General features: G+C 42.0%; 22 protein-coding genes. 14 read left to right on the top strand and 8 right to left on the bottom strand.

Features of this window, described 5'->3' with window-relative positions; all coding sequences use genetic code 11:
* The first annotated feature begins 134 nt into the window (after positions 1-134).
* Together F1728_RS06565 and F1728_RS06570 are read left to right on the top strand one after the other, a co-directional pair.
* Positions 135-776: a hypothetical protein gene (locus tag F1728_RS06565; RefSeq protein WP_155363426.1), complete on the top strand. Its 642-nt coding sequence runs from the start codon at positions 135-137 to the stop codon at positions 774-776.
* Between the two features lie 245 nt (positions 777-1021).
* Positions 1022-2032 (top strand): hypothetical protein, encoded by a 1011-nt coding sequence (locus F1728_RS06570; RefSeq protein ID WP_155363427.1) that lies wholly within the window; start codon positions 1022-1024, stop codon positions 2030-2032.
* 45 nt (positions 2033-2077) lie between these two features.
* On the opposite strand, the gene F1728_RS06575 is transcribed toward F1728_RS06570, so the two are convergent.
* The 6 genes from F1728_RS06575 to F1728_RS06600 form a co-directional block, all read right to left on the bottom strand.
* A complete protein-coding gene (locus F1728_RS06575) occupies positions 2078-3001 on the bottom strand; it encodes a leucine-rich repeat domain-containing protein (protein WP_155363428.1) in 924 nt (307 codons plus the stop codon).
* Positions 3002-3097: 96 nt separating this feature from the next.
* Positions 3098-3337: a hypothetical protein gene (locus F1728_RS06580; protein WP_155363429.1), complete on the bottom strand. Its 240-nt coding sequence runs from the start codon at positions 3335-3337 to the stop codon at positions 3098-3100.
* Between the two features lie 12 nt (positions 3338-3349).
* Positions 3350-3634, bottom strand: coding sequence for a S1 RNA-binding domain-containing protein (locus F1728_RS06585; protein ID WP_155363430.1), 285 nt, complete (start codon positions 3632-3634; stop codon positions 3350-3352).
* Positions 3621-3872 (bottom strand): hypothetical protein, encoded by a 252-nt coding sequence (locus F1728_RS06590; RefSeq protein WP_155363431.1) that lies wholly within the window; start codon positions 3870-3872, stop codon positions 3621-3623. The genes F1728_RS06585 and F1728_RS06590 overlap by 14 nt, the downstream gene beginning before the upstream one ends.
* A gap of 492 nt (positions 3873-4364) precedes the next feature.
* Positions 4365-4916, bottom strand: a complete 552-nt coding sequence (locus tag F1728_RS06595; protein WP_194242712.1) for a suppressor of fused domain protein — start codon at positions 4914-4916, stop codon at positions 4365-4367.
* A 68-nt stretch (positions 4917-4984) separates the two neighbouring features.
* Positions 4985-5461: an ankyrin repeat domain-containing protein gene (locus tag F1728_RS06600; RefSeq protein WP_155363433.1), complete on the bottom strand. Its 477-nt coding sequence runs from the start codon at positions 5459-5461 to the stop codon at positions 4985-4987.
* A gap of 282 nt (positions 5462-5743) precedes the next feature.
* Here F1728_RS06600 and F1728_RS06605 point away from each other — a divergent pair, with 282 nt between their 5' ends.
* Complete coding sequence (locus tag F1728_RS06605) at positions 5744-6823, top strand: hypothetical protein (RefSeq protein WP_155363434.1); 1080 nt, start codon at positions 5744-5746, stop codon at positions 6821-6823.
* 22 nt (positions 6824-6845) lie between these two features.
* Here the strand turns inward: F1728_RS06605 and F1728_RS06610 are convergent, their stop codons facing one another.
* A complete protein-coding gene (locus F1728_RS06610) occupies positions 6846-8114 on the bottom strand; it encodes a DNA methyltransferase (RefSeq protein ID WP_155363435.1) in 1269 nt (422 codons plus the stop codon).
* A gap of 29 nt (positions 8115-8143) precedes the next feature.
* Positions 8144-9055, bottom strand: coding sequence for a nuclease-related domain-containing protein (locus F1728_RS06615; RefSeq protein WP_155363436.1), 912 nt, complete (start codon positions 9053-9055; stop codon positions 8144-8146).
* A 282-nt stretch (positions 9056-9337) separates the two neighbouring features.
* Here F1728_RS06615 and F1728_RS06620 point away from each other — a divergent pair, with 282 nt between their 5' ends.
* The 11 genes from F1728_RS06620 (at position 9338) to F1728_RS06670 (ending at position 22499) form a co-directional block, all read left to right on the top strand.
* Complete coding sequence (locus F1728_RS06620; RefSeq protein WP_155363437.1) at positions 9338-10873, top strand: type I restriction-modification system subunit M; 1536 nt, start codon at positions 9338-9340, stop codon at positions 10871-10873.
* Positions 10866-12233, top strand: coding sequence for a restriction endonuclease subunit S (locus F1728_RS06625; protein ID WP_155363438.1), 1368 nt, complete (start codon positions 10866-10868; stop codon positions 12231-12233). Before F1728_RS06620 ends, F1728_RS06625 begins: the two co-directional genes overlap by 8 nt.
* Entirely contained in the window at positions 12226-13734 is a 1509-nt protein-coding gene (locus F1728_RS06630; RefSeq protein ID WP_155363439.1) for a hypothetical protein, read from the top strand. The genes F1728_RS06625 and F1728_RS06630 overlap by 8 nt, the downstream gene beginning before the upstream one ends.
* A 1-nt stretch (position 13735) precedes the next feature.
* Positions 13736-16951, top strand: coding sequence for a type I restriction endonuclease subunit R (locus F1728_RS06635; protein WP_155363440.1), 3216 nt, complete (start codon positions 13736-13738; stop codon positions 16949-16951).
* A complete protein-coding gene (locus tag F1728_RS06640) occupies positions 16948-17691 on the top strand; it encodes a M48 family metallopeptidase (RefSeq protein ID WP_155363441.1) in 744 nt (247 codons plus the stop codon). Before F1728_RS06635 ends, F1728_RS06640 begins: the two co-directional genes overlap by 4 nt.
* An 8-nt stretch (positions 17692-17699) precedes the next feature.
* Positions 17700-18326 carry a hypothetical protein gene (locus F1728_RS06645; RefSeq protein WP_155363442.1) on the top strand — a complete coding sequence of 209 codons (627 nt, stop codon included), beginning with the start codon at positions 17700-17702 and terminating at the stop codon, positions 18324-18326.
* A 33-nt stretch (positions 18327-18359) separates the two neighbouring features.
* Positions 18360-19019 (top strand): hypothetical protein, encoded by a 660-nt coding sequence (locus F1728_RS06650; RefSeq protein ID WP_155363443.1) that lies wholly within the window; start codon positions 18360-18362, stop codon positions 19017-19019.
* Between the two features lie 594 nt (positions 19020-19613).
* Positions 19614-20642 carry a hypothetical protein gene (locus F1728_RS06655; protein ID WP_155363444.1) on the top strand — a complete coding sequence of 343 codons (1029 nt, stop codon included), beginning with the start codon at positions 19614-19616 and terminating at the stop codon, positions 20640-20642.
* Positions 20639-21256, top strand: coding sequence for a RelA/SpoT domain-containing protein (locus F1728_RS06660; RefSeq protein WP_155363445.1), 618 nt, complete (start codon positions 20639-20641; stop codon positions 21254-21256). Before F1728_RS06655 ends, F1728_RS06660 begins: the two co-directional genes overlap by 4 nt.
* On the top strand, positions 21249-21791 hold the full coding sequence (locus tag F1728_RS06665) for an NUDIX hydrolase (RefSeq protein ID WP_155363446.1): 543 nt from the start codon (positions 21249-21251) through the stop codon (positions 21789-21791). Before F1728_RS06660 ends, F1728_RS06665 begins: the two co-directional genes overlap by 8 nt.
* A 156-nt stretch (positions 21792-21947) precedes the next feature.
* Positions 21948-22499, top strand: a complete 552-nt coding sequence (locus F1728_RS06670) for a colicin E3/pyocin S6 family cytotoxin (protein WP_155363447.1) — start codon at positions 21948-21950, stop codon at positions 22497-22499.
* Positions 22500-22937 lie beyond the last annotated feature (438 nt).

The raw sequence follows: 22937 nt of genomic DNA on the forward strand, positions 1-22937 counted from the left end.
ACTTTTAATGTTCATTTTGCTAATCGAGTAGTGCAAGCGATTGTGAGCGTCCTAATATCTCACACCATTTCCTGCTCGGAGATAAAGATTACGGCAAACAATAGTTGGATTAGCATACATCAGGAGAATCATAAATGGGTGAAATGACTCACAAAGATTATGAGGAGCTCATTGAGCTGCTTGATGGCCGGATTGACGAACTAACGAAGCCAATTCACAGCAAGCAGATTCTGAGATTTGCCGAGGCAATTCGATCAGCGGATGTTGGTGACGAGGACTCAGAAGGGACTTACTCCGAAGAGGATTACTCTAATCTTGTTGAGGCACAGAATATTGTAAATCAGCTACTTCCTCGGATTCTTGAGAATATTCGAGGTCGATCTATAAATCCAATTTCTGGATGGAGATTTGAATCAGTTACTACCGGAGTGAGTGACCACGGATTGTGTACCATCTGTGAAAAACCTTATCAACACTTCAAACATACGGTAAAAGCTCACCATTTCGACTTACATCCAAATGCTTATGGAGGAGTATGTCGTGAATGTGTGAGACGATATCCCCCATTAGAATTTGTTGAACGAGTCGATGTCAGTGAATGGCTTGATCAGAACCTAGATGTCTGTCCCATAGTTGAATCAGATAATAAGCGTGAAGGTCAGCGTGTTGATCTGATTGACGCAATTCGTCGTCATGCTCATTCAACTCATTATTTTGGTGAGATAGTTCAGGTAGCACCTGAATGGTCACGAGGTGCATTCGGGGAGTGGCGATAGTGTTTCTTGATAGCACAGAAATTTCGACTCCTTGCCCGCTATGTGATTTCGAGAATCCTTTCACATTGAAGCAGGCTCGATTACGGGACGTTATCATCTGTCGTGGTTGTAAAGCTAACATTCAGTTAGATGACCAAATGAATGAGTGCAAGAATGCGGTCCGTCGAACAGAACGGATGATCTCTGAGTTGCAGAGCTCATTAAAGAATATGAATTTCAAGTTCGAATTATAGCAGGATTTCAAAATGAATACGGATATCGTTCAGCGGCTCAGATATAAACTCCAGAAACGGGCTAGGAAAGTAAATTCAGCCGGTTATCAAACATTTCATTTTGCATTGCAGAGATGGTGGGGATTTCTGCATAGCAATGAATTATTACTTGGAATACTAGAACAACTGGCCGATTTAGTTCCTACAGCAAAAGAAGATGCAGAAAGAATAATCAATGGTGAACGGCTTCATGGAGAATCCGAAGAAGAGGAGTCATCGTTGGCATACTGGATTATCAAATTATGCATAGAACCGGAAGATGTTAAGGATAGGGAGATATATATTGCACACAGCTACTCACAATCTGGAAACCATAATGAAGCCCTCGAAATATTCAAGGATATGTTCGTAGATCCCCTTTATGAATATATTGACGAGCAAATTGATGACCAACGTGCTGTTCTGGGATTACTTCGACGCTATAAACACACCTGCGAGTGGTTTCAGCGAAATGATCTTTTAGACATCTACCAAAAGGAAGTAGAACGAGGTGCTCAAGAAGGAAAGAAAGGCCGGGGTGAAAAACAACTCGCACTTCATCTTTATGAATATCTATACAATCAAGGGCTTTCGTTCTCTATCGAACCAACCTCGGTAAGTGGAGAGGCAGACCTCATTGACTCCCAAAATACAGATGACCCATTAATTGCCGATATAAAACTATTCGATCCTTCATCAAGTAAAAATAAATCCTACATCATAAAAGGATTTCAACAGGTCTACCAATACACACTCGATTTCAATGAACCGTTTGGCTATCTGGTGATTTTTAAAACCTGTGAAGATGGGCTTGCCATTTCCGCAGCCAATCAAGAGCAATCTACATCCTTTGTTACCGTGAATGGAAAGACAATTTTCATTGTGATTATCGATTTGTATCCACACGATAAATCCGCTTCGAAACGAGGGAAATTGAAAATCCACACGATTTCTGAGGATGAATTGGTTACTCAAATAACGGAGGACCAAGAGGCTCTTCGGTGAGACCTTAATCTCAATTCAGGAGTCAGGAGAACAAGCTTTCCACTTTCAAAACCAAATATCACAATTGGGAAGCGAGTTCTTCAAAAAGATTTTGTCGCTATCACTCATTGGACAACTTTTATCAAAATTCATGTGGCCGACTTTTTTTAAAGTGGCGAGTATTTTGACCGATTCACTATCAAAGGGAATATCGCAGAAATGGATGTAGTCTAAGCGTGGAAAAAGCGTCAAAGAAGATGCAACCTCTCCCGTCACCAATTGCTTAACACCATCCTTCGTAACCCGCTGCCCTGAGAATCCGAGTGTCGTTAGATTATTCAAGTCTCCGAGAAAATTAAAACCTTCATTCGTGACAAGTGTGTGGCTGAAAAAGAGTTCTTCCATGTTCAGGAGATGACCAATCATTTCCAGTGTGCTATCATCCGCCTGTGTTTCTGAAATGGTTAGTTCTCTCAGATTCTTGAAATTCAGAAGAGCGTGGAATCCCTTAGAGATTGGTGCTCCAGTAATATCGATTTTTTCCAAATGCTTTAAATCGCTAAGTGCTTCAAAACCCATATCACTTATTCGCACTTGGAAGAGACCCAGATTTTTGATCCCCTTGTTCTGCCCAATATATACCATTGCCTCATCAATACGACTTATAGGAGAACAATGTAGTTCTTCTAGCTTTGGAAATGATTTCAAATATTTATAATCGAGACCAGCGATCATTGTCCGAGAAAGATCAATATACTTTACATTTGGTAATCCCTGTAGCTCTTGCAGTCCAGATCCCCGCAATGCAGTGTTACTAAAATCGAGCTTTGATATACGCTCCAATTTACAAATTTGTTTGCAGATATTTGCTATTGCGTCTGAACTCTTTTCAGATCCTTGCATCGTGATAAAAAGCGACCCATCTTCCTTAACTGGAAAACAGCTGACTCGCTCCTGCTCTAATCGCTTGATGATTTCTTCTTCGGTCATTGCTCTGCAATCTCATTTACTTGGTGATATTGAGCTGTTTCAATTCATTTAACTATACAAGATCAGCACCATTGCCCTATTTTCAATGCACCTTCATTAGGCAGCATAGAAAGTCTTGTCAGGAAATTCTTTATTCTTCCAATGCAAATATAGTTTTCTTTTTGCACATAGTGCGGAAGTCATTTTGTCATCGCTGGGGACATTAGAGAGTATTTCAATCTCACCAGTTCCTTTATTGATTTGGATCTGGCCGACACAATCTTCATTTGGGCCATATTCGTAAATGGCAAATGAATCTGACTCAGAAATCTTGTATATGGTTACGTAAATTGCCATGAGCTTGGCCAGTTATTTTGTAAAATCACTAGGTTTTATACTTAACGCAATTTGATGATTATGTTCTCGAAAACCAAGAACGATAGCTTCAATCTGGGAGCCAATTGCTGGAAAATCAGTGGGTGACACTCTTTTTTTATTCTTAATGTGCATGATTTCGACAAGGCCTTCATATTTTGTGTCAGGAATATCAACGAAGAAACCAAAATGTCTCTGCTTTGTGACAGTGACTTTTAAGATGTCTCCCACTTTAATTGTATTGATTACTTCAATCCAACTATTGTCATGATTCTTCATTGCCCAATTCTTCTACCATTCTGTCCAAGTATTCTCTTAATTGAGTCTCAGTCATTTCAAACTGAGGTCCTTCTTCCATCACCGCTACGCCCAATATTTCGTTATGATACTCTGTGGATATTTTGGCTCCTAAATCCTGCATAATACCAAAAGCAACTTGAGCTACTCGAACTGGATCATAGCCCCTTTCAATCTCACAGATTAAATCATTTCGGAAATCATCTGGTGTATATGTCACGTTAATTCACTTGCGATTGATAGGGCCTGTAGTTTTTTGCAGATTCCAATAGGATGACAATCTTAATGTAATTCTACCTGACTTCAATTAGACGTTGCCCGGTCATTAAGGGGTCAGATGAAGCGTTTAAATTCTTGAGACCAAGCATTAAGACTGGGGGATCGGCATTGAGAGATTCGATAGGAACCATGCCATAGCCTGTGACCTCCCATTCACTTTCAGGATTACCATCCTTCAATTTCATCTTCATTGTTGGGCAAGGAGTCAGGCCATTTAGAAGGTGGACGACTACGCTGACATCCTCACTGGAGTGAGTCTTGTGAGCGTAAAGAATTTCGATTTCACTTAAAGTCATATTTACAATTCACTGACTGGTAAAATCTTTTAATTTATTGATCCAAGATATGTGATCTGCATCTCCAAATCGAAGAAGAATTGAAATTCAGAAGGGAAATTCATGTCACGGTAAATCCGAATCTCTCATGGCATTATTCAAGAATGAACTTTACCTCTTTGGGGATTATACAACTCAAAACCTTCGGAATGCCAAAAATCTTTTAGCCCAATTTGATTGTAGACCTCAATCTCTTCATCGTAGAGAGGATACATTCCAATGAGGTGAATGGTTCGATCAGGAAGGTTAAAAGTAGAGTTCTCCTGATCAAGAAATGAGGGAGCGAACGCCAAAAATACATTCATATCACTTTCATCTGAAAACGGATCGTCCAGTTTAAAAATATCTCCATAGGAGAATGTATTTTTGCCAAACAATGCAGAAGCGAAATAGCCTGCGGCAAATCCCCAACTCTTGTCAGAAGTATCCAACGAAACTATCAATTCAGGCTTACCGCCAATCCAGTTGGGATGAGATGCATTAGATAACCCACAGGTAACTGCCGTCAATATTCCTTCTTTTGGCAAGTCCTCAAAATAGAAAATTTTGATTTTTGGACAACCTTCTGATTGAATTTCCAAAGTATCATCAATCGTTCCAAATCGTTCTTCAAGAGCCTCTCCCCATTGCTGGTCAAAAGCGTTGTCCATAATACTCATAAGCCTCTGTAAGAAATAATATGAATTCTTGGGTATACATTCTTTAAATAGATTTGAGTTTAGTTCGAAGTAATAATATCGATGGCTTCATCATCGCCTCTGTCTTTGGCCACATCAAAAGGTGATTTTCCAAACTTGTTTTTTTGGTGTGCATATTTTGCACATCCATACTCAGCTAATAACCTTAAATACTCATATGATCTCTTCGGATTTTGAACAGCGATCCAAAGTGTAGTTCTCCCGAATTTATCTGAGATGGAAAGATCGCCTCCGGCATCAAGTATTGCACGAGTTAATTCAAGATCCTGATAAGTCCCGCAATAATGCAGAGGTGTATCCCCTTTCTTTGTTTTTGCATTAACGTCTATACCTCTTCTAATCAGTTCCAGTCCAATCGGTGCGTTATCGTAAGCTATAGCTGAATGTAATAAGTTTGTTCCATCATCCTCTCGAATATTTATATCATCAAGAGAATTAATTATTTTGAGTGCATCTGGTTTCTTATTTCTTATAGCACTAAATGCAATTGACGTCATTCTTTAATTCCTGTTATTCATAATTTTCTGATGCTGCTTCGGACTCATCCTCACGTTGACTGCCCTTTGTCGTCATCGTCATTCAATTATGAGACAAAATCGATTGCCTGTTCTGAGGCGTTGAGAATGAGTCTGTTCTAAAAAATTGCCTGATTAGGGCAAAGCAAAGAATCGCTTTTTTATCACAGGAAGGTGAATTGAAGTCCAGTCCTGTTGATTTCATAATATTGGATAGAAAGCTGAATCGAGTAATCCCCAGATCATTTGAAAGTGCAAGATAGTATGGTTGGTCGTGTAGAAAAGCAACTTCTTGAAAAAATAGCTTCACAGATAGAACAACTGCGATTATTAAATCCAGATGATTTATCGCATAGAGAAGGGCTAACCGACGAAATTAATTTTGACTCTGCAATCCCAATCATTAAAGAAAATCTGGAGCAGTTTCAGCCTCTTTATAATCGAGATTTATCTAAGCTTCCTTCGAAAGAACTCGATAGAATCGAAGAATCGTTTCGGTTGGTTATTGATTCAGCGGATCAAATTGCAAATTTTCGAATTGGAGATGGAGTAAATCCAAAACAAAGATGTAATGAAATCATTGTTGACATAGAAAAGAAAAGAGGCCAAATACTTTCTGGAATTCTTCTCCCGTTAGCTGTAACTGGAATTTGGGAAATAGATGTTGATTCGATTCAAAAGAAAACCAATAAAGTAATTGACCAAATCGAAAACAAAAATCAGGAATTAGATTCTTTATTAGAAGTGAGCCAAAAAGAGACATCAGCAGCTCTTAATGCTATTCGTGAATCATCAGCTTATGCAGGAGTGACTGCAAATGCAGAGGCATTCCATAAACAATCCAATAAGCATTTCTGGTCATCATTTCGCTGGCTCATTGCAACATGTCTGAGTGTTTTATTGACAGCGGGGGTCGCGATTTACTTTCTCAATTCTATAACCGGGGATACAACTATACCAGCAGCACAGAAAACAAACATGCCCCAGTCAATTCCAGAAGCTATCCAATACATATTTGCTAAACTAGTGATATTTTCAACTCTCACTTTTACGATTGTCTTGTGCTCTAAAAACTATAAGTCACACAAGCACAATCAAACTTTATACGATCATAGGGCAACAACATTAGACACGTTTCAAGCCTTTTATAACGGGTCTAATGATGAGCATGTTAAAGATGCGATCTTGTTGCAAGCTGCTTATGCTGCGTTTGGAAATCGGCAAACAGGGTTTGAATCTATTCAAGAAAAGGATTCCCCGCCACCAATGCAAATTGTGGATGTTTTGAATAAAACTGTTAAAACAGCAGAAAGTGTTGGAAAGGATATCAGTCATTCATCATAAGGTATTGAAATCTATATGATGACTACTTTTCTCTTCCCAATCTCGCATGACCAATTTCAACACATTCAGCATCAACATCACAGCCAACGAACTTCCTTCCATTTCTACGACAGGCTATCGCCGTTGTGAAACTACCTGCCATACAATCGCATACGAGATTTTTAGGCTCAGAAAAATATTGGACCAGCATCTCAACCTCAGTTTCATGTTGCTGCCAGTCATGAAGTGATTTGTCTTTTCCCTGAACCAGCGAAACATCAGACCAACGCTTCTTTTTCTTCCATTTCCCTTTGGAAAAAATCCAGATCGGTTTCCATTGGCTCGCAATCTGGAGCGGATGAATCATGTTAGAATCGCCACTCCAGATTGAGGCCATCTGCCATCGGTACGTAAGGTGTTCTCCCAGACGCTCCAGCACCTCTGGTAGATGATATTGGCCGCTGTAGGTTACTAGCAGACCACCGGGTTTTAAGACCCTATCACAGAACTCACTCAGTTCGGAAAGTTGTGGAAGGAATTCTTTATTGTATGGAAAGTCGGTCAGCACGAGAGAAACACTATTTGGTTTTAGTTTTGCCTGTTTCTCAAGATTCTGAAACCGACAATTATACAGTCGAATGTCCTTAGTAGATGATGGCTTAACAACGCTGTTGATGTTCCGGGCGAGTGACTTAACGTTTCGTCTGGCACGTCTTTGTGCCGAGATCGTGTCGAGAATTCTTCCATTCTCAGACGGCAAATCTGAAATCACTGAGCGGGCAATTTCTAGTTCCTTGGGAGTATTGGTGATGATCTGATTGTAACGTGCACTTCGATGCTTACCGTCCTTACCCCTTAGCTTTTCCAACTTTGGAATTTCCAAAGTTGAGACCAATTTTCTACGAACTGTCTGAACTGTTTTTACGTCGGCCCCAATGATTTCCGCCAGCCAATTATTGGCGATATCAGGAGTGCGTTTGAGCTCTTGTTTTATCAAATCACGCTTTTGGGCTGATGTGAGGTGCCTACGCTTAACATTGACGCTCAGTGCGTATTGCCACTTCTCTTCCTCGCTTAGGCCACCAATGACTTGGACTGGGTAATTCTTAAATTTCAGTTCTCGTAATGCTCGCTCACGTTGGTGACCATCTAGCGTAATCCCATATTCATCTTGGATGATTGGATACTGAAGGCCATTCTCTTTTATGTCAGCTTTCAGAAGAGCGAATTCGTCTGGAGAGAGATCTGGCATTGGCTGGTATTTCGGGGTGTCATTTCTCTTAGGACTGGATCCGGATTTCTTTTTCGCCATGTTCAATTCCACTGAACTTTATGACAACTTCATTTTTTCTTGGCACGATAGGAAGGCTTAACATTACGACACAGTTGTTCTAACTGGTGGGCGATCTGTTGCATCTCGGTAGCACTAAGAGTGATATGATTATTCACAAAGAAGCGATTGGGCTTCGTAGGATTGATGACAGTAACTAAGCCACGTCCAATGCGTTCTTTGATAAACCATCCGGGGAGTGCAAGAATCGGTTGTACTTTGACTTGATTGCCAATTGCTGATGTTAAATGTTTTGAAAGCCAATTAGATTCTGCTTCCAGTTGGTTATGAGGGATCGGATGCTCATAGTCAGGAAATCGTAAGACATTGTTCTGGTAATCAACGATTAGTTCTGCTCTGCCGTCACCGTGTTTTGGTTTGCCTCGCATTTTAGTGTTGATTGAAAATACTCCGCTTGGACTCACCACCACATGATCTATATTTCCATAAGGAAATTGGATGTCATGAAATACTCTACAGCCATCAAGCATTAATTGGTTTAGTTCTTCCCCTGTAAACATCTCGCCTTGTAAGCCAAGGGCATATTTTTTCTTTTCGTCTAAGGTCTTTGAAAGTCGATAACCCAAAAATCCCACAACTCCCATCCCCATGGCGAATGATATCGCAGTACGAAGGGCCGACTCCGGCTCACCTCCAAAATATGATTCACTTAGATGAAACGAATAGAGAAGAATCGGTGCTCCCAGCATGAACATCAAATAGAGTGTGACCTCATCACCCAGTTCATTTACTTTTAATTGGAGCGAATAACCGGGGGGCCTCATTAGATCTTGGGTTAGTGGGGATTCTCGATAATGCCTGTTTTGCTTTCGAAGCCAGCAATAAATAATGGCAACTGCTACCCCCATACTAAGAATTGAAAGTAGTAAGGGAATTAGAATTAATGAAAAGTCCGCCCACATCTCTTTATGACCGTTTTTCTACCTGATCAGAGTTCAAGAATGTCCTTTAAACCGTCTAAATCCACATGGGCTCAATTATTGAACATAATTGCATCATATGGTACTCTGGTAACAAATGATATATGCCTTTTATAGAGAATTTATTATCACAAAACATACCACCTATCTCCAATTAAAATATGATCTTAGGTTGCTAAGGCTCAAGGTATTGGATTGGGTTCTTGATTCAAATCTTCGTAATAGAATTTACAATTTTCTTAGGAATAATAGTTAACCCCAAAAATGGCGAACGGAAACGGTAAACAATCCGAAACAGTCTCTCAGTCAGAGATTAACGGCATTCTCTGGAAAGCATGCGATACCTTCCGGGGAGCGGTCGATCCTTCAGAATACAAAAACTACATCCTTGTGGTGTTGTTTGTGAAATACATCTCTGATGTATGGCAGGATCATTATGATGTCCTCGTTGCCGAATACGGTGATCCCAAAAGCAAGACCGCACGGGAGCGGATCGAGCGGCGGCTCAAGCGAGAGCGATTTGTGCTGCCAGCACATTGCACTTTCAATGCTTTATATGAACAACGGAACGAAGCTAACATCGGTGAGATCATTAATACTGCTCTCGATGAGATCGAAGACTCGAACAAGGAGAAACTCGAAGGCGTCTTCCGAAATATTGACTTCAACTCGGAAGCCAGCCTCGGTCAAACGAAGGAACGCAACAATCGGCTCAAATCATTGTTGGAAGATTTTAGCGATCCCCGACTCGATCTGCGTCCCAGTCGGGTCGGAAACATGGATGTCATCGGTAATGCTTACGAGTATTTGATCGGTAGGTTTGCAGCCGGTGCCGGCAAAAAGGCAGGCGAGTTCTACACCCCGCCAGAAGTTTCACAACTGATCGCTCGGCTGGTCGATCCTCAACCGGGAGAGCGAATTTGTGATCCAGCTTGTGGCTCAGGTTCTCTGCTCATCAAGTGTGGTCAGCAGGTCGGCTCTAAGGACTTCTCCTTGTGGGGACAGGAGAATATTGGGGCGACATGGGCACTCGCCAAAATGAACATGTTCCTGCATGGGATGGATAACGCCCGCATTGAGTGGGGCGACACAATCCGCAATCCCAAGTTGCTTTCTAACGATAAGCTGATGAAGTATGAAGTAGTGGTTGCTAATCCGCCATTTTCACTCGACAAGTGGGGGGCCGACGAAGCTGCCGCTGACCATCACAATCGATTTCATCGTGGTGTGCCCCCGAAAAGCAAAGGCGACTTTGCCTTCATCTCACACATGATTGAAACGATCACTGAAACTAGCGGACGAGTTGGCGTCGTTGTTCCTCATGGTGTTCTTTTCCGTGGATCTAGCGAAGGAAAGATTCGTCAGCAATTGATTGAAGAGAACCTACTGGATGCTGTAGTGGGGCTACCGGCAAACCTGTTCTACGGGACAGGCATTCCAGCAGCCATTCTGGTCTTTCGAAAACAGAAGCCTGACAAGACGGTCCTCTTCATCGATGCCAGCCGGGAATACGATGACGCCAAGACTCAGAACCGATTAGCTGATGAACACATCGAGAAAATCGTCGCTACCTACACGGCTTGTGAGAACGTGGACAAGTACGCTTACGTCGCTGATTATGAAGAGATTAAAGAGAACGACTTCAATCTGAATATTCCCCGGTATGTTGACACTTTCGAGGAAGAGGAGGAGATTGACATTCGGGCTGTGCAGGAAGAGATTGATTCTCTTGATGCCGAACTAGCCCAAGTCCAAGAGCAGATGCAAGTGTATCTGGAGGAGTTGGGGTTACATGGATAGGCCCGAAACTTTGTTAAATGGTTGGAGTTTTGTGAAACTGTCGAAGATTATTCAAGATCTTCCATCAGGCGTTAGCGTCAATGGGGAAGATCGCTCCGCTGACCCCAGCGAAGCTGGTGTATTAAAGGTGAGCAGCGTGTCGAATGGCCGTTTCTTTCCTTCTGAGAATAAAGTTATACGTGGAACGGAAGTAGAAAGAGCAAGAATGCCAGTCAGTCGTGGCGATTTGCTCATTAGTCGCTCGAACACCTTTGACTTGGTGGGAGCATCGGGAATGGTTAAGGAGAACGCCCCCAATTTGTATCTCCCCGATAAATTATGGAAAGTAGTTCTCAAAGATCCAACAAAAGACAACTTGGAGTGGCTTCTTCAATTGCTTAACTCATCTTCAATGAGGCAGTCGCTCAAGAATATTGCCACTGGCACCAGTGGAAGCATGAAGAACATTTCCAAGCCATCATTTCTCTCTATTCGAGTGTTACGTCCGACATTTCCCGAACAGCAGAAGATAGCCGCCATTCTTTCGACGTGGGATCGGGCGATTGAATTGACCGAGAAATTGATTGTAGCCAAGCAGAAACGCAAACAAGCCCTTATGCAGCAGCTTCTCACCGGCGATTTTCGGCTTTCTAAGTTCGCAAAGGGCACTCAAACTGACTTCGATGGCATTGTCAGGATTCCCGCTGCTGTTCGCAGAGGCATTTACCCTCCTAGCGTCCAGCCCGGCATTCCAAAACTCGCAGACCCGCCCAACGGCTGGAAGCGGAAGAAGATGGCCGACTTGCTACACATCGAGAAGCGATCAGTTCGTTTGGAGGACGATACCGAATATCAACTTGTCGTTGCAAAGAGGAATCGTGGGGGGATTGAACCAAGGGAACGCCTTCTTGGTCGAGACATCAAGACTCCGACGCAGTTTGAAGTTCGTGGAGGTGACTTTTTGATTTCTCGACGACAAATCATCCATGGTGCATGTGGGGTTGTCCCCGCCAGTCTCAATGGTGCCATAGTTTCGAATGAATATTCCGTTTGCACCGTCAACGGGGAACTAGACATGACCTTTCTAAAGTACCTGACGCACTCGCTTTATTTTCAGCAAACGTGTTTTCATGCCAGCGTCGGTGTTGCATTAGAGAAGATGATTTTCAAGATCGAACAATGGCTCATGTTTCCATTTCTCATCCCTCCTATTGAGGAGCAGAGAGCAATTGCTGCTGTTTTGGTTACAGCAGATCTGGAGATAGACTTGCTAAACAAGCGTTATTTACTTCTCAATACTCAAAAAAATGGACTCATGCAACAGCTTCTTACTGGGAATACTCGAGTAATACCTGTAAGCGAAAGAAAAACAGATGCTTGATATTTCTAGTTACGTCAAACAAATTAAAGATGATGCTGATAAGCCTCTTTTTCAAGAGGCAGTTAGATGTGCAAAAGAAAATGCATTTCGAGCAGCTTATGTGATGATATGGATTTCATGTGCTGAGTCTTTGAAACGAAGATTTAAAGAAGCCTCAAAAAGAGATGGCAATGCACTGAAAATTCATGCGGAAGTAGAAAGAAGAGAAAATCTACATAATTCGGTAGATAAATATTTATTAGATCAAGCTAAGTCTTATGGGATGCTTTCTGATAGTGCGTTTACGATTCTTTTTCATATTTATGAGCTTAGGTGCATTTATGGTCATCCATATGAATCAAGTCCGACTGCTGAGCAAGTGACACATGCTGCATCTGTTGTTGTGAAAGAGTTATTGTCACACCCTGTTCGTTTACGTCATGGATTCTGCGAATCGTTACTTACATCTCTGCTCGAGGAAAAAAATTATCTCGATAATCAACAAAAGGCTGTGGAAAGTTTCACAACTGATACGCTACCGAGAATTGATGAGCAGGTATTGGATTGGTTGTTTTTGAATTATATGAAAAAACTAGAACTAATTGCTGATGACCCATCCATGAAAATATTCTTCTGGAGGGGGGTATGGTTCTGTCGTTCCATGCTTTCAATAGCTGGGGTGGATATTTTCTCGAAGGACGAATGGCATAAGCATGCTGTCAAATACCCTAAGACTCTTATTCACATATGCAAAAGAAGTTGCATCTTTATTGCGATAGGAAAAAGAGCAAGGTCAACTCTTGTTGGAAAGACTCTTGATATATCTTCAACAAATCCAACTTTACTTCAAATACTGGAGAAACTTAGTTGCAAAGGTGCTTTATCAGACCGTTTAGAAACAATATTTACAGATCACCTGCTGGAGATAGCGGACTCCCCCAGTGGTGCTAAAACTATCCGGGCCTCCCACTTGACCACGAAAACATGCTATCCAGCAGTTATTAAAGCCTTGCAGTCCTATCACTATTACACACAGAGTCCGATTGTGGATTTTGTTGTTACTAATGGGGGCAGTGGTGTTGAAGAATTAGAAGTAGAATGTCAGACAGAACTTGGAAGAAACATTCTTCAAACAGCTCAAGGAAATGAGGGAGCTGCTAGACAATTCTTAATCAGCGAAGGACTTCATAAATGGCCTCAACCATTTTTGAGAGGAATTCTTCTCGAATGCTTCACGAATGAGAAGAATGAATTACGATTCAAAACAGATCGACTCAAGGCTGTGATGCATGCAATTGAACAATGTGATTCAGAAGATTGTGAGAAGCATTCTGATGCTGTTGTTGATTCACTAAAGTCTGCAATTCCGAAGAATGATTGGTTTGATGAAGATGATTTCGATGAGGTAGAAAAAATTGTTAGAGAATATGATTGGGCCGATAGAATTGTGACTGAGCTTTCAAGAAAGAAGGTCTCTTTGTTTGGAAACAAATCAGATAGCAGAGTTGAAGAAGATAACTGAAATGGCAGTTTCGGAGTTCCTTGAAGATTTGGTCTCGCACCTGCCGGCGTTGCAACTTTTGCAACAGGTCGGCTACCAGTACCTCACTCCGACTGAGGCACTCGATCTGCGAGGCGGCAAACGCAGCCGGGTCATATTGGAATCAATTCTGCACGATCAACTCCGTAAATTAAACCAGATCAACTTCAAGGGACAAACACACGACTTCACTGAATCCAATCTCAAGAATGCCGTCGATGCCCTGACCAATATTCCCTTCGATGGTTTGGTGAAAACTAACGAACAAGCATTCGATCTGCTGACGCTGGGAAAAGCTCAAGAACAGACCATCGATGGAAACAAACGGAGTTACACGCTCCAGTACATTGATTGGGAACATCCTGAGAATAACGTCTATCACATTGCCGACGAGTTCGAAGTTGAGCGAACTGCTTCCCATGAACTACGGCGTCCTGACATTGTGCTGTTCGTAAACGGGATTCCGTTGGCTGTGATCGAGTGCAAGCGACCTGATGAACATGATGCAGTTGAGGTCGGAATCAGCCAGCATCTTCGTAATCAGCGACAGGGCGAGATTCCCGGTTTGTTCGTTTATTCCCAACTACTCGGTTCGATCTGCCAGAATGCAGGCAAATATGCTACAGCCGGAACTCCCAAGAAGTTCTGGTCTACATGGAAAGAAGAACACGCTGGCGATCTTGATGTAAAGTTGGCAAAGCTGATCAATACTCCACTTTCTCAAGAACAGATTGGCCGACTGTTCGAAAGCCGTAAACCATCGATTGTCTCCAAAATGAAGGAGATTCTGGCAGCAGGAAAGCGACTCCCATCGCCTCAAGATCGAATGCTCTACTGTCTATTCCGACCAGAACGACTACTGGAGATGACGCATCGGTACATTGTCTTTGATAAGAATCAAAAGAAGATTGCCCGATACCAGCAGTATTTTGCGATTGGTGAGACACTGGCTCGTGTCACTAAAACGAAGGGAGATGAACAAAGGCCGGGAGGGGTGATCTGGCACACGACGGGTTCTGGAAAATCTTTAACAATGGTAATGCTCGCCAAGGCGTTGTCACTCGAACCATCAATCAAGAATCCAAAAGTTGTCATCGTCACCGACCGAGTGGATCTTGATCGACAAATCTGGAAGACGTTTCTCGCCTGCCGTAAATCGGTTGAGAGAGCAAACAGCGGGAAGCATCTAGTGGAACTGGTGTCACAGGGCAAAGCCGACATCATCACCACGATCATCGACAAGTTTGAGTCAGCGGCGTCTTCCCACGAACTAAAAGACGAGAGCAATAATGTCTTTGTTCTGGTTGATGAAAGCCATCGTAGCCAGTACGGACTGGCTCACGCCAAGATGAAACAGGTATTTCCCAATGCCTGCTACATCGGTTTCACCGGCACACCATTATTGAAGAAAGAAAAAAGTACCGCCACGAAGTTTGGTGGCTTTATCCACAGTTATCCGATGCGAAAGGCTGTTGAAGATAAGGCGGTCACTCCAATTCTATACGAAGGGCGGATGTCGGAGCTTCATGGTGACCAGAAAGCCATCGATAAGTGGTTCGACCGAATTACCAAGGATCTGTCCGATGAGCAAAAAGCTGATCTCAAGAAGAAGTTTCGCCGGGAAGAGGAACTCACAAAGACCTCCGAACGGTTGTATGAAATCGCTTTCGATCTGGTGTCTCATTTTTGTGAAAACTTCAAGAGGACGCCTTTCAAAGGTCAGTTTGCTGTCAGTAGCAAAGCGATGGCTTTGAAATACCACCAGTTGTTCGAGGAAATCGGGAAAGAATCCCCGGACAGAAAGATTTCCTCTCGTGTGATTATCTCGCCACCTGACACACGGGAGGACAACGAGACCATTGAAGAAGAAGATATTCCAGAAATTCAGCAGTTCTGGAAACAGATGATGGATCAGTTCGGCTCAGAGAAAAAATATCTCGAACGAACCATTGACGACTTCGAAAATAAACCGGCCCCAGAAATCATCATCTGTGTGGATAAACTCCTGACTGGCTTCGACGCTCCCTGCAACACCGTTCTTTACATCGACAAGCGACTCCGGGATCACAATATCCTGCAAGCCATCGCTCGTGTGAATCGTCTGTTTGACGGAAAAGACTTTGGTTTGGTCGTTGATTACCGGGGGATTTTCGGAGAACTGGATGAGGCCGTTAAACAATATGACTCGTTAAGTGGATTTGATGAGGAAGATCTTGAGGGTACATTCACAAATGTAGAAGAAGAGATCTCCAAGCTGAAAGAGCGACATACAAATGTCTGGTCTGTCTTTAAGGGAGTCCAGAACCGGCAGGATTTGGAAGCAATGCAGCAGCATCTTCGTCCCGAAGATGTGAGGCAGGATTTCTATGATGCCTTGAATGAATTCTCAAAAACGCTCCAACTGGCGATGTCATCAGCTAAATTTCATGACGATACTCCGAAGGAAGCAATCCAGAATTATCTGAGTGACATGAAGTATTTCCGTAATCTCCGGGCAGCCGTCAAACAACGGTATAATGAAGCGATTGATTACAAAGAATATGAAGACCAGATTCGGAACATGGTCGACAAATATATTGGGGCCGATGAAGTCAAACGCATTGCTGAGCCGGTCAACATCTTTGAAGTGGATAATTTGGAAGAAGAATTAGAAGGAATTGAAGGCACGGCTGCCAAGGCGGACTACATTGCCTCACGTGTCAAAAAGACCTGTACCGAGAAGATGGATGAAGATCCGGTTCTCTATCAGAGATTATCAGAAGTCATTGACGAAGCGATTCAGGAATACATTGAAAAACGAATGAGTGAGGAAGCTTACTTCCAGAAAATGTTCGACCTTTGGAATGAGGCAAAGGAGCAAGGTTCTTCTAACGTTCCGGCAGAATTACGAAGTGATCCAGAAGCCAAAGCATATTTCCGACTGTTTCAGGATGGATTTGAGAAAGCTGCTGGTGAAGAAAGAGACGATCTGGCTGGGATCGCTGCTGAAACTGCATTAAAAGCCAAGAAAATCATCGATGAGAAAAAGATTCGTGACTGGACCGACAACCGGGATGTTGAGAACGCAATTCTGAATGACCTCGATGATCTGCTATTTGCCGCAAAAGGTCGCTACGATTTGAATCTGACAGGCGAGGATATTGACGAAATTCTCGAAAGTATCATCCGTGTCGCCAAACGCCGGGAGGTTCAGAAATGACTCCCCGGAACGGAGCCACCACGCTAAAATCACGGCGACTGGCTATCCAGTATGGTCGCAAGAAGATCGACTATGATCTTTCTTATTCATCACGCAAAACATTGGCAATCGACGTTCATCCAGACCTGTCGGTTGCCGTGACTGCTCCAAAAGATGCTACAGATTCTGCTGTAAAAGAGAAGATACAGAAACGAGCATCTTGGATCATTAAGCAACAGAGATTCTTCGAGAACTATCTCCCTACTATTCCTCCCCGACGATACGTCAGTGGTGAGTCACATCGCTATTTGGGGCGGCAATATCGTCTTCGTGTCCATAAGGGAGACGAAGACGCTGTGAAAATGGCACGGGGCCAGATCAATGTCTATATCATCAATGCAAAAGACAAAAGCCGGATCAAGCCTCTTGTCGTTGGTTGGTTTCGCCTGCGTTCTGAGGTCGTTTTTCGAGAGATATTTGATTCAGTGGTGACTAAAGCCGTTCGGTATGGGATTGAGGCCGATGGCTTCGAAATCCGACGTATGAGAAATCGTTGGGGGAGTTGTACGCGTGAAGGTCGAATCCTGCTGAATCCTGACCTCATTATCGCTCCCAAAATGTGCATAGAGTATGTGATCATCCACGAACTCTGTCATCTTCAAGAGTATAACCATAGTCCAAAATTTTACCGATTACTGAAAAAGATCATGCCGGATTGGGAACAACGGCGTGAGCGATTGAATGATTGTGTGGTGGAGTGAATCGTCTTATGGTACTTTTCAGAATTGCAAATGCCATCTGCCTTGTCTTCACAGCGGTATGGTGGTTACTGAACCGTCACAGCGATATGGCTGAGCCTATCGTTTTCATTATTGTATGTTCGATAGCTGTTTTTGAAATTCTCGGAGAAATCGTCGCTAAACGAATTAAGAATTATAGAGAATCTCAAATATCATTAGAAAATCAGATTCTGCCGGAGGTTCTTGACAGAATTGAGCGAGAGGAAAGCAACATTCAACAGGTGATTAATGGGAGGAGAAAAGAAGACAAGATCATCGAAGAATATCCGATTGAGTTGCTTGAGCCACATGTTTCCAGTCTCAAGGAACTAAGACGATTCTCGCAACTTGCAGATCGATTAGAAACAGAGCTTTCCCGAAACAAAGAGCTACCAGCAGGGCAGAAAGAATTCCGAGAACTTCAAGAAGTGCTTTCTGAAATAAAGTCACTGGCGAAAAGTCCTCAAACGAACAATCGACTTTGGCTGTTGTGGTTATACTTAATGCTTGTAATGATTAATGGTGTATTTGCGGTCTGCAAATTACAGCTTCCGTTTCCCAAAGAAAGCATTGAGGCTGGTGATAATTTTCCAGTCATAAATGTTGAGTTGCCGTAAAGAGAAATCCTCAAATCGTGGATAGCAAGCCAGATGAACACAAACAAATCAGGACCACAAGAAAATATAGATCTTGGTAATTCAAAAGTCGTGAATATTCGGGACAAGTTTGACAACAAAACCAAGGAGATTCTTGCTAAGAGAGTTGGGTATCTTTGTTCAAATCCTGATTGTAAAAATACAACCAGTGGTCCTCATACAGATCCTAAACTAACAATAAATATCGGAGTTGCAGCACATATTACGGCAGCTTCTCCCGGCGGACCTAGATATGACTCAAGTTTGACACCAAGTCAACGAAGGGATTCCTCCAATGGAATCTGGTTATGCCAAAACTGTTCAAAGCTGATTGACAGCGATACCAATTATTATTCGAAAGACCTTTTACAGGGCTGGAAACATAACGCTGAAAATCATGCAAAGCAATTGATTGAGCGGGAGCTAAATCAAGGGTGGGCTACGACACTACCGGAATATTTCGAGAGTCTGATTAGTCTGGAATTAACGACCTCGCCACCCATAGGTCGAAATATTGGACAATCCAGTGATGGCCAATTCTGGTTAGTTCTTTGGGATTCAAGGAACGCAAAATACCAATGGAGTAAAATTACGGAAAAGTATGCTGAGCAGGAATTGCAGAGTGTGTGCAAATATAGAAATGTAACCAACTGGCAAGATTTGTTTGAGAAATAACAATATTTATGGCAAAGCATTTGCTCTTGCCACTTCGAATCTGGTTGACAGCTCTTTCCAAACTTCTTCAAATTTGGGTTCGTGATAGACCGCGTCAATGACTGACAGAAATTCAAAGGGGCGAACAAAAAAAGCTCCCTTCCACGCCCAGTCAAAAGCAGCCGAACTATCTAAATGGATTGCATAGACAGTTCCTCTCCCCTGCTCGGATAGGCTGCTGATTTCTTTACAAATGAGTCTTTGCCATTTTTGCTTTGTATCGGAACTCCTGCCTTACGGCATAACTGGCGTCTTCCAGAATAGAGACATCTGCTGGCGGTAGGTTTAGATCTGAACTGAATCTGGCAGGTTGAAAATAGGTGATTCCATAGATTCAGGCCGTCTGAATCTTCATCCATCTCTAACACCTCTGTTTCTTCAGGGGTAGCCAAGAAAACTTCAAGTTAAAAGTGTACATCCTCATTGAAATGGTGTATTTTTATGCATTATCAAAAGGTACACATAATCTGTTGGTTTCTCAACAATTTCGAATCTTGCGTCATCCCAAACAGAACAATTCATCAAAATGAGATTTGCGGATTAAGAGATCGCACCATGCCAGTAACACACCTACATAGTTATTTGATTTATCCCGGCAAAAACGTTGAGAAGTCAGAGTTGCACTCAATTCACGGTACAACTCTGGACTTATCAGGGAAATTATTTGACATGCTGAATCAAATTTACAATCGTACAGCAGATGAATGTAAGACTGGTGTCCGTTTTGAAAGTACCAACCAAACGAATCCTGCACGTGATCTAATTGTTGGCTACGCACAACGCCCACGAAAGGATACAGGACTCAAATTAGCAAAACGTCTTCAGCTCTTCACAAGTGGTACCCCGGGAATGGGGTTACTTTTTTTATTGAGAGGTAAAGAAGGTAAAAAAACCAAGACCCTAATTTCAAGATTCCCCGCTGATGTTGGGATATTAGCCGAAGAACAGACGAGTGGATTGAACATTGAGTATCTCGAAAAGGTATTTATGAAAAACTCAAACAAGTATAAAGCTGCTTGTTATGAGGATGAGTCACTGAGTAAGAAAACGGGATACTGGAAAGGGATCATTGTTGATCATCAAATACACTACGGAGTTGTACGAACTGTATCTGATTATTGGGTTAAAGATTTTCTGGCTTCTGATTGTTTGACAACTCCAGCAATGGGGTCATCCAGACTTGCTAAAATGATTGGTGAAGCAGTCAAAAAAACAGCTAATCCCAATATTAAAAGCGAGTTAGTTAGTGTAGCACGTCTAATCCCAAACTTAGATGGAAAAAAAGTGAGTGGAGAAATTATCTCAAAGCAGTTTTCCCTTTCAGATTCTGCTGCAAAAGCGTTTGAAGAAGAAGCCAAATCAAATGAATTATTTAAAGAAGAATTCATGCTTGACGCGAATGCATTCAGAGATGTGTTGTCGTATGAGTCACGTGAATTGAATACTGGGGCAATTCTGACTGCACCTGCAGGGCAATTTAAAGAATTATTTACTGAAAAAGTTGTAAACAAGGACAAAGGAATAAGTCTCTATTCAACTGAAGGAGAACTCGCTGATTTGAGATTGAAGAAGACTAAGCCATGAGCAATTTAAAATCCAAATACACGAAACGATACGAAAAGTTTCTATTACCTGCATCTGCTAAGCTTAAAGAATTTTTAGAAGAATTATTTTTGGGTAATGACAATATATGTTGGATTTCAGTGCGGCCCAAGAGCATTAAAAGATTTTTAGCGAAAACAAAAGCTAAGCTAGGAGAAGATCAAAAATATAATGACCCCATGAATGAAATTCAGGATCAGTTAGGGGCCTTGATCACAGTACGATATCTTTCTGATGTTAAAATAATACAAGATAAAGTTGATCAATTTATTTCAGGAATAGAACGGCAGTTTATAGAGCCTAAATCTGCGTCTGAGTTTGGATATATTGGATATCACTTCATTAAATTTTTACCCACTGACATCACGGCAAACATAGACTCTGATGACGGACCGGATTTTTTTGAATTACAAATCAAGACACTCTTCCAATATGCATGGTCTGAAACGAATCACAAAATTGGTTATGAGCGTCATCAGGAATTAACCGAGGAGCAAAAAAAAATGACCGCATATATAGCTGCTCAAGCATGGGGAGCAGATCGATCAATAGAAGAATTAAACAATCAATTGAATAATGGAACCCCTGATGTTTGAATATGTGAAGGATGCCATAAAATTTCTCTACGATCGACGAACACGTAAACGAATATTGGGATATCGCCCAACTGTCATCTGCCTGATTCAAAATACAGAAAACGAAGATTTGTTTTTGTTTATTCGTCCCGCTCAGAAGTCTCATGCTTGGATGGCACCACAAGAAGGGATTGAGGCAACTGAATCAATCGAGGATGCAGCAATACGGTGTCTTGAAGATGAATTAAGCATAACGGAAAATAAGGTACACTATCGCAGGTCAGTCTGGTTAGGTGTAGAAAAAATACCTGAGCAAACTGGCGAGCGTGATGTAGAGCATTCCGTTTTCAAAATGCGTGGCAAGGCTTATTATGCTGCTCTTATAAAAGTGTCATCATCCGTAATGATTTCATGTAATCCTTCTGAAGTTGCCGAGAGTGAATGGTTATCTATTGAAATGATTCGGGCACGCTTAAACACAAACTCAGATCGAAAACAGAAATTGATCAAATTGATGTTCAGTAAGCTTTTGAATACTAACATCAACTCCGCTTGAGTCACCACATTTCTTTCGACGAATAAATACGTTTGGAGGATCTCGTCGATCAAAGAAAAGACTGGAGCCATCATGGAACTCACAAAACGTCAAAAGACTCTATTCGACTGTCTGGTTATGAAATCGGCTTACTCCTTTATATATAGGAATTAGAAAATGACGAATGACAAAGCAAAGGCAGACTCCGAAAGTTCTCACGACCAAAAACAATACCATAAGCCTCCTGATCGCTTGCTGGGCTTTCCTAACTCAAAACCTGTGAGGAAAAAAGGCGGGCGAAAGCGTTGGAAAGACACAAAAACGAAAAAGATTTATGAGTGGGATTACCAACATGGTGATGTAGAAGGCTGGGACAAAACAGGTAAAAGACATTTAGGGTCCTTCGACCCCAAAAAAGGAAACCAAGTGAAGCCCCCCGATCCTTCAAAGAAACCGATTACACCAACGATTGTAAAATCAATGAATAAAGAGCGATATACACTAGCTTGGTATTCAGTTGAAAATGAGTCCCTTATTGGAGAAGAGGATATTCCGCTTACTCAAGACACTATTCGTAGCTGGTTCTACCTATCTGAAGAGGACACAGCAATTGAATGTTATGATGTGACTGCAAGCCAGAGGAGAGATTTGATGAAACTCGTAAAACACAAAATCGATTTGAACGAATTTAATTACCAACTTGAGGGGAGGGCCGATAAACTTACATGATATTTAGCTCTGATTCATTATCGAAGTTGTAAAGTAACATTTACGTAGCAATCGTATGTGATAAACCAGAAGAAAGTAGCACCTTGATTGTAAAGATTGGCTATGGCTTTGGTTTCAAACCTGATGAAAATGTGTGGGGGGGCTCGAAACGTTTGGGAACGGGTACGCTGTATGGATCAGGAAATCCAAGAAGGATTCTTCTAAAGAATATGTAGAGAAAACAAACCTGTTCAGATTCTGGTTACTCTGGTGGAATCAGCAGATCAGTCATTTGTCGGATACTATGCTAATCAAGATCTTGGCTCCAAGAAAAATTGATTGGTTTTCATTGATCACAGCTAATTCCTGAATGCATTCGCCTTATGCTTGGTAAGAATACTCATGGCCAGAGCACTGAGTGGGTTCGTCATGAAAACGTTCACAACAGAGGTGTGGCTG

The organism is Gimesia benthica (genome assembly GCF_009720525.1).
Classification (GTDB): Bacteria; Planctomycetota; Planctomycetia; order Planctomycetales; family Planctomycetaceae; genus Gimesia; species Gimesia benthica.

Excerpts from the sequence above, each read along its gene's own strand:
- F1728_RS06670 (WP_155363447.1), top strand. The coding sequence starts at position 21,948 with ATGACGAATGACAAAGCAAAGGCAGACTCCGAAAGTTCTCACGACCAA.
- F1728_RS06655 (WP_155363444.1), top strand. The coding sequence starts at position 19,614 with ATGCCAGTAACACACCTACATAGTTATTTGATTTATCCCGGCAAAAAC.
- F1728_RS06665 (WP_155363446.1), top strand. The coding sequence starts at position 21,249 with ATGTTTGAATATGTGAAGGATGCCATAAAATTTCTCTACGATCGACGA.
- F1728_RS06615 (WP_155363436.1), bottom strand. The coding sequence starts at position 9,055 with ATGTGGGCGGACTTTTCATTAATTCTAATTCCCTTACTACTTTCAATT.
- F1728_RS06570 (WP_155363427.1), top strand. The coding sequence starts at position 1,022 with ATGAATACGGATATCGTTCAGCGGCTCAGATATAAACTCCAGAAACGG.
- F1728_RS06640 (WP_155363441.1), top strand. The coding sequence starts at position 16,948 with ATGACTCCCCGGAACGGAGCCACCACGCTAAAATCACGGCGACTGGCT.
- F1728_RS06565 (WP_155363426.1), top strand. The coding sequence starts at position 135 with ATGGGTGAAATGACTCACAAAGATTATGAGGAGCTCATTGAGCTGCTT.
- F1728_RS06595 (WP_194242712.1), bottom strand. The coding sequence starts at position 4,916 with ATGGACAACGCTTTTGACCAGCAATGGGGAGAGGCTCTTGAAGAACGA.
- F1728_RS06580 (WP_155363429.1), bottom strand. The coding sequence starts at position 3,337 with ATGGCAATTTACGTAACCATATACAAGATTTCTGAGTCAGATTCATTT.
- F1728_RS06660 (WP_155363445.1), top strand. The coding sequence starts at position 20,639 with ATGAGCAATTTAAAATCCAAATACACGAAACGATACGAAAAGTTTCTA.
- F1728_RS06620 (WP_155363437.1), top strand. The coding sequence starts at position 9,338 with ATGGCGAACGGAAACGGTAAACAATCCGAAACAGTCTCTCAGTCAGAG.
- F1728_RS06650 (WP_155363443.1), top strand. The coding sequence starts at position 18,360 with ATGAACACAAACAAATCAGGACCACAAGAAAATATAGATCTTGGTAAT.
- F1728_RS06600 (WP_155363433.1), bottom strand. The coding sequence starts at position 5,461 with ATGACGTCAATTGCATTTAGTGCTATAAGAAATAAGAAACCAGATGCA.
- F1728_RS06605 (WP_155363434.1), top strand. The coding sequence starts at position 5,744 with ATGGTTGGTCGTGTAGAAAAGCAACTTCTTGAAAAAATAGCTTCACAG.
- F1728_RS06610 (WP_155363435.1), bottom strand. The coding sequence starts at position 8,114 with ATGGCGAAAAAGAAATCCGGATCCAGTCCTAAGAGAAATGACACCCCG.
- F1728_RS06630 (WP_155363439.1), top strand. The coding sequence starts at position 12,226 with ATGCTTGATATTTCTAGTTACGTCAAACAAATTAAAGATGATGCTGAT.
- F1728_RS06645 (WP_155363442.1), top strand. The coding sequence starts at position 17,700 with ATGGTACTTTTCAGAATTGCAAATGCCATCTGCCTTGTCTTCACAGCG.
- F1728_RS06585 (WP_155363430.1), bottom strand. The coding sequence starts at position 3,634 with ATGAAGAATCATGACAATAGTTGGATTGAAGTAATCAATACAATTAAA.
- F1728_RS06575 (WP_155363428.1), bottom strand. The coding sequence starts at position 3,001 with ATGACCGAAGAAGAAATCATCAAGCGATTAGAGCAGGAGCGAGTCAGC.
- F1728_RS06635 (WP_155363440.1), top strand. The coding sequence starts at position 13,736 with ATGGCAGTTTCGGAGTTCCTTGAAGATTTGGTCTCGCACCTGCCGGCG.
- F1728_RS06625 (WP_155363438.1), top strand. The coding sequence starts at position 10,866 with ATGGATAGGCCCGAAACTTTGTTAAATGGTTGGAGTTTTGTGAAACTG.